Annotated in this window: 7 protein-coding genes; 3 read left to right on the top strand and 4 right to left on the bottom strand. The window is 48.4% G+C overall.

Translation table 11 applies throughout. The features are described from left to right. The 3 genes from EJP87_RS13485 to EJP87_RS13495 form a co-directional block, all read left to right on the top strand. Positions 1-381, top strand: a 381-nt coding sequence (locus EJP87_RS13485) for a prepilin peptidase (RefSeq protein ID WP_193771387.1), incomplete at its 5' end; no start/stop codon positions are given. A 38-nt stretch (positions 382-419) separates the two neighbouring features. After that, positions 420-794 (top strand): hypothetical protein, encoded by a 375-nt coding sequence (locus EJP87_RS13490; protein WP_130472393.1) that lies wholly within the window; start codon positions 420-422, stop codon positions 792-794. A gap of 28 nt (positions 795-822) precedes the next feature. Next, positions 823-1,089, top strand: coding sequence for a hypothetical protein (locus EJP87_RS13495; protein WP_130472394.1), 267 nt, complete (start codon positions 823-825; stop codon positions 1,087-1,089). On the opposite strand, the gene EJP87_RS13500 is transcribed toward EJP87_RS13495, so the two are convergent. From EJP87_RS13500 to EJP87_RS13515, 4 genes are all read right to left on the bottom strand, one after another. Beyond that, positions 1,079-1,969: an ROK family protein gene (locus EJP87_RS13500; RefSeq protein ID WP_130472395.1), complete on the bottom strand. Its 891-nt coding sequence runs from the start codon at positions 1,967-1,969 to the stop codon at positions 1,079-1,081. The two genes, EJP87_RS13495 and EJP87_RS13500, sit on opposite strands and share 11 nt — an antisense overlap. A 3-nt stretch (positions 1,970-1,972) precedes the next feature. Beyond that, a complete protein-coding gene (locus EJP87_RS13505; RefSeq protein WP_130472396.1) occupies positions 1,973-2,899 on the bottom strand; it encodes a methionyl-tRNA formyltransferase in 927 nt (308 codons plus the stop codon). Beyond that, positions 2,896-3,774 carry a carboxylating nicotinate-nucleotide diphosphorylase gene (nadC, locus tag EJP87_RS13510; RefSeq protein ID WP_227657640.1) on the bottom strand — a complete coding sequence of 293 codons (879 nt, stop codon included), beginning with the start codon at positions 3,772-3,774 and terminating at the stop codon, positions 2,896-2,898. Before nadC ends, EJP87_RS13505 begins: the two co-directional genes overlap by 4 nt. Positions 3,775-4,098: 324 nt before the next feature. Then, positions 4,099-5,478 (bottom strand): DUF4116 domain-containing protein, encoded by a 1,380-nt coding sequence (locus tag EJP87_RS13515; RefSeq protein WP_193771388.1) that lies wholly within the window; start codon positions 5,476-5,478, stop codon positions 4,099-4,101. Between the last annotated feature and the right edge of the window lie 211 nt (positions 5,479-5,689).

The following is a 5,689-nucleotide window of genomic DNA, read 5'->3' on the forward strand; positions in this document are numbered from 1 at the left end:
ACGGTTCTCACCGACTATCGCTCGGGCTTTGTTTATAACGAGAGCCTCTATCCGCTGATTGGGTTTTCTCTGGGACTTGCGCTGATCGAAGGTGAAATGGTGCTTCGGTTGCTTCGGGCGACATTTTGGTTAATGTTGGTGATGGGGGTCGCGTTCGGGCTTCAAAAAGTGTTGAAAAAGCAGACCATGGGAGAGGGGGACTATTTCGTGATCTTTGCGTTTTCGCTGGTAGCGCGTTTTCAGGAAATGATGCAGGTGATTTTCTTGTCTTCCCTCATTGGCTTGGTGGTGGCGTGGCGGTTTAAGAAAGTGAGCCTTCCGTTTGTGCCTCTTCTGGGTGTTGCGTTTTGCCTGGTGTTTGTGTTTCGTTTCTTCAAATGAGGACGAGGCGATCGGCTTTTTCTCTCGTTGAATACTTGATGGGGATGATGGTCATAGCGATGCTCATGGGTGTTGTGTTGCTAGCATTTGGTGGGGTTCTCAATCATGTTACGCTCGAGAATGAAGCCTATTCGATGAAGCGATACCTGGAGTATGCACGCGATTATGCCGGGACTTATCAGGTCAAGGTGATGTTTCAACTGACGCCATCAGGTTACGAGATTCTCCCCGAAGGAGGGGCCTCGATTGGGCATCGCTTGCTTCCCAAATCGGTGGTGATGTTGGCGAAACCGTTCTATTTTACGCCCAATTTGACGCCTTCAACGGGGGTGACGCTGACGCTCGCGGTTGGGCCACGATCCAAGAAAGTGGTTGTTGATCCGTCAACGGGCCGAATTCGAATTGCTCCGTGAGACCGATATGAAGCGGGGATATTTGCTCTTGGAATCGGTGTTGGCGTTCTTTGTGTTGGGGGTGTTTGTTTTGACCGCCATGCAAATCCAATTGATTCTTAAGCGGTCCGAATATCAGATCAAAACCGAGCGGAAACAGCTCAAACAAATCGAGGCCGATGTGGGGTTGGCCTTAACTGAGCCGGTAGAGAAGTTGAGAACAGATTCCCGCTTCGTTGTGACAGCAGCAGATCACGGGCAGGAATGGGTGCGCGTGAAGAATGCGCCGGACTTTGTTCCCCTGATTAAGCGATAGGTTGGCTGACCAACCGAACTGCCCCATAGAGAAGCGCGTGGTCACCCAGCGTCGAGAGCTTGATGGTGGGCGGCATGAGCGCACGTGATTTCGCAACGGGTTTGATTCTTTTGAGAAGATCCGGCCCGATGGCCTCGATGACACCACCCCCCAAAACGAAGACCTCGGGATCCAGGACATTGGCCAGGCTTCCGATAGCCTCCCCGATGTAGGTTGCGACTTTTTTCATTTGGGCTTTGACCACCTTGTTGTTTTTTGCCAGTTGTTCCTTGAGAAAGGAACTTTTCATCATGCCGTTAAACGAGAGACCATTTTTTTCGAGTGCGCGCTGAATCGCAATCTTTGAGGCCAAGGCTTCGAAACAGCCTTGTTCACCACAATTACAGGCGGGTCCATCCAGTTTCAGCTTCATGTGGCCAATTTCTCCTGCGATATGGTGGGTGCCGTGATATAGTGCGTTGTTGAGAATGAGTGCCCCCCCAATTCCGGTGCCGATAAAAATGCCGACTGCATTTTGAACGTTTTTCGCCGCACCCATCCAATGTTCGCCGAGCATGCCCACATTGACATCGTTGCCCATATCGATGGGGACATCAAAGGATTTTTTCAAGATATCACGCATCGGAAACTGATTGAACGGGAGATTGGGCGAGAACTCGATGATGCCGGTGTTGCGATTGATGTTTCCGGGAATGCCAAGCCCGATCCCTTCGATTGGTTTTGAGTCAGCCAGTGTTTGAATGACCTCGACGATTTGCTGGGCAATGACCTGCCCATCGCCACCTGTGTTGGTTTTCACTTTGTGCGTGCTGATGAGGGTGTCTTTTTCGAAAGCACCACCCAGAATCTTTGTTCCCCCGACATCCAGTCCGATATACATGCCTTATCCCTCCCAGGAAATCAATTTGTCCCCAACTTGGAGATGTTCTTGTTCGATAAAATCACTGCCAGAGAGGAGATATTTCTTTCCGGCGGTAAGAATTTTGAGAATCACAACCCCATTCCCGGTTTTAACCAAGGGACCCTCAGGGGATAACGAAACGATGGTACCGGGTTCGCTATGAAGACCGTAGCTGCTGGGCGAAGCTTGATAGATGGCCAGAACCGTGTTCTTGTACTGGGTGTAGGCACCCGTGAACGGATTCAGGGCACGGATACGATTGATGATTTTTTCGCTGGGCCATTGCCACTGGATGAAGTAGTCCTGAAGAGTGGGCTTGGGGGCTTTGACAAAATCGCCCTGTGGCTGTGGATTTCGAGGTAAGGGAAGCCCTGCGGTGAGTAGGTTCATGAGCTTTTCAAGTAGGTCTGCGGCGACAATCTCTTGATGGTGAATCACCAGGCCGCTGGTGTCGCCAGGGTGAATGGGAACATGTTGTTGGAAGATGAGGTCGCCTTCATCAAAATATTCTGAGAGAAAATGATAGGAGACGCCGGTGGAGGTTTCCCCGTTTGCAATGGGCCAGAAATAGGGGTTGTTGCCGCGATAATAGGGGAGATAGGAGGGGTGCATGTTGACGGCAAAGGGTGCGGATCCGATGAGCGCCATGCTGAGACGTTCGCTAAAGGTGTAGGTGAGGATGAGATCGGGTTTGAGATCGTTTTGGACGATGGACAGAAACTCGGGGGTGTTGACGGATGCCGGCGCGTAAACGGGGATTTTGTAGTCTTGGCAGATGAGTCGAATATTATCGATATCTTGGGTTGAGTGGGGCATGACCACCATGCCGACGGGAATATGGTTGAGCTGAATGAGCCGTTTGAGACCCCGTGTTGCGAACTGGGTGATACCAAAGAGGAGAACTTTCATACGATGAGGATGTCGTCTAATAACAAGGATAAATCCAGAACGGGAGCGGAGTGGGTGATTTTTCCAATACTGATTCGGTCGGGTCGAAGTCGCGCAATGTCGACCACGGATTCCAAGCTGACATTGCCAGAGACCTCGATGGAGGTTTTGGGAGAAAGATTGCGAATGAGGGTGATGGCCTCCTGCATCATTTCGTGTGACATATTATCGAGCAAGATTTCGTCAACGCCCAAGTGACAAGACTCTCTGACTTGACTTAGATCTTCGCACTCAATCTGAATAAAGAACTCGGGATTGCTATGAAGGTCATGATAGGCGGAAGAAGCCTTGATTTTCTTATATGCTTTGGTAATGCTTCCCGCAGCGAGAATGTGGTTTTCTTTGATCAACACAGCGGCATAAAGTCCCATACGGTGATTGATGCCACGTCCATCCAAGACGGCCTTTTTCTCGAGTTTTCGCATGCCAGGTAATGTTTTTCGAGTATCCAAAACCTTGCAGCCGTAGTTGGCTACTTTCATAACAAACTCATTGGTGTAGGTCGCGATGCCGCTCAGATGTTGAAGGAAGTTGAGCATCACCCGTTCGTAGCTGAGAATTTCGATGGTGGTGCCTTTGAGCCGCATCACGGTTTCGCCAGTCGTAGCAAAGTCACCGTCGTTTCGGAGAATCTCGTATTTTACCGTGGTGTAGGTTCGGAGAAGATAATCAACAACGAGCATGCCACTGATAATGCCATCCGCTTTGGCGATGATCTTTCCTTCTGACAAATGGTGAGCATCAATCGTGAGCATTGAGGTGATGTCGCCCGTTCCGAGATCCTCCTTCACGGCAAGATCCGCAATGATTTTGATGTCATCGAGAATGTTTTGCATAATTGTGAACAGTATATCATTCGTCTTTCGATGCGACCACAAAGTGGTGAAAGTGTTTGGGAACCTGGGTGGTTTCCGATTATCTTGGGGAAGCACGCTCATTGCCGCAGCTTCCCCAAACCCCAACAGGGCTAGGCACGTTGACTACGGTTCGTGAATTGCAACACGCACTTCGGCTACCGGTCAAAGTCGGCTCCTGCCTCCGTTGACCGCTCCTCACATCCTGTTCGGAATTACGCCTTCGTTTGTTTGCAATTCTAAATCCCTCCGCACCGAATGCCGAGAGAATGCCTTATTCCAGCCGTAACGAATCATAGATACTTATTAATGCTGATGACGCCCCTGGTGTCTATGTTCATAGTTGTATTCCTTCTGCAGTCTTGGTGATGCAAATTTTAGGGCGAAAATAGTACGCCAAACTGCTGCCTTCACAACGTCGTCATCGTCTTGGAGCTCAGGTGATGCGTACTGCAAGGCTTCTCCGCTTTTGCTAACCGCAGCAAGAACAATTTCCTTGTCTTCGCGAAGTTCATTGGATGCGTATTGTAGAGCATATGCATTTTGCATAATGGCAGCAAGGACAATGTCTTTATTCCTTTTTAGTTCAGGTGATGCAAATTGCAAGGTTTTCCCGTCTTGATTAATCGCAGCTAAAATAACCTCTTTGTCTCTGTGCAGCTTATTTGATGCATATTGTAATGCAAAGGCATCTTCCTTAATGGCTGCCAGGACAATCTCTTTATCTTCTTGTAGCTCCGAAGATGCATATTGAAGGGTGTGACCGTTTTGTTTTACCGAAGCCAGGACAACTTCTTTGTTCCTTCGTTGTTCATTTGACACATGTTTCAAAACGTATCCTCCTGCATTCCATGCAGCAGTTCCACCCGGACTTTTCCCTGCCTGTTGAATTGCAGCTAAGATAACGTCTTTGTCGCCACGTAGTTTATCTGATGCATGTTGTAGCGCGTATCCTCTTTTTCTAACCGCAGCGAGGGCAATCTCTTTGTCCCCACGTAGCTCATTTGAAGCATATCCTAATGCATCTCCGTCTTGTCTAACTGCAGCCAGAACAATCTCTTTGTTCTTTCGTAAGCCTTCTGGTGCATATTGTAATACGTATCCTTTGTTTTTAACCGCTGCTAAGACGACATCTTTGTCTTCGAGTAATTCAGTTGCTGCGAATATTATTGCTAGTCCATTTGTGCTAACCGCAGTTAGGATGAAGTCTTTGTCTTTCCGAAAATTCTCGCTTGCATGTTTTAATGCGTAGCTATTGTTGCCAATTGCAGCTAGAACAACATCTCTGTCGCCGCGAAGTCGTTCTGATGCATACTGCAAGGCCATTCCGTTCTTGCTAATTGCAGCTAGAACAACGTCTCTGTCACCTCGTAGTTGCTCTGATGCATGTTGCAAGGCATTTCCGTCTTGTCTGACCGCAGCCATGACGAATCCTTTGTTGCTCTGTAGATCCTCTGCTGCATTCTTAAGATCAATTTTTCCTGCAAGAGAACTACAACCGGTTAACATAGAGAGAGAGGCTGCCGAAAGAGCTGCCAGTCCTGCTGGGGGTGATGCAAGGGTCAGTGCTGCTGCACCTGCAACCGAGCCTCCAATGATCAAGGTTTCTTTGAGGCTTTCTTTTTCAACTTTTGTTGCTGGACGAGTAGCATAACTCATCGTTCCTCTATTTTGAATTTCTAGCATTGTCGGTTCTCCTTCTGCCCTCATCTGGTTTTTCCCAGCTTATTGGTAATATTTTTCTTGGGACTTTCATCCCTCGTTAGATATAGTTATCGGCAAGAAAAATGAGTTGTCCCACACATCCTACACGTTACCAACAAACTCGGCGCAATGTATTGATAAGACCTCTGCAAATTAAAACAAGGCTGCAAGTCTTATAAACACAGGGAATAAT

The sequence above is a fragment of the Candidatus Magnetaquicoccus inordinatus genome (genome assembly GCF_004217665.1).
Lineage (GTDB): Bacteria > Pseudomonadota > Magnetococcia > Magnetococcales > Magnetaquicoccaceae > Magnetaquicoccus > Magnetaquicoccus inordinatus.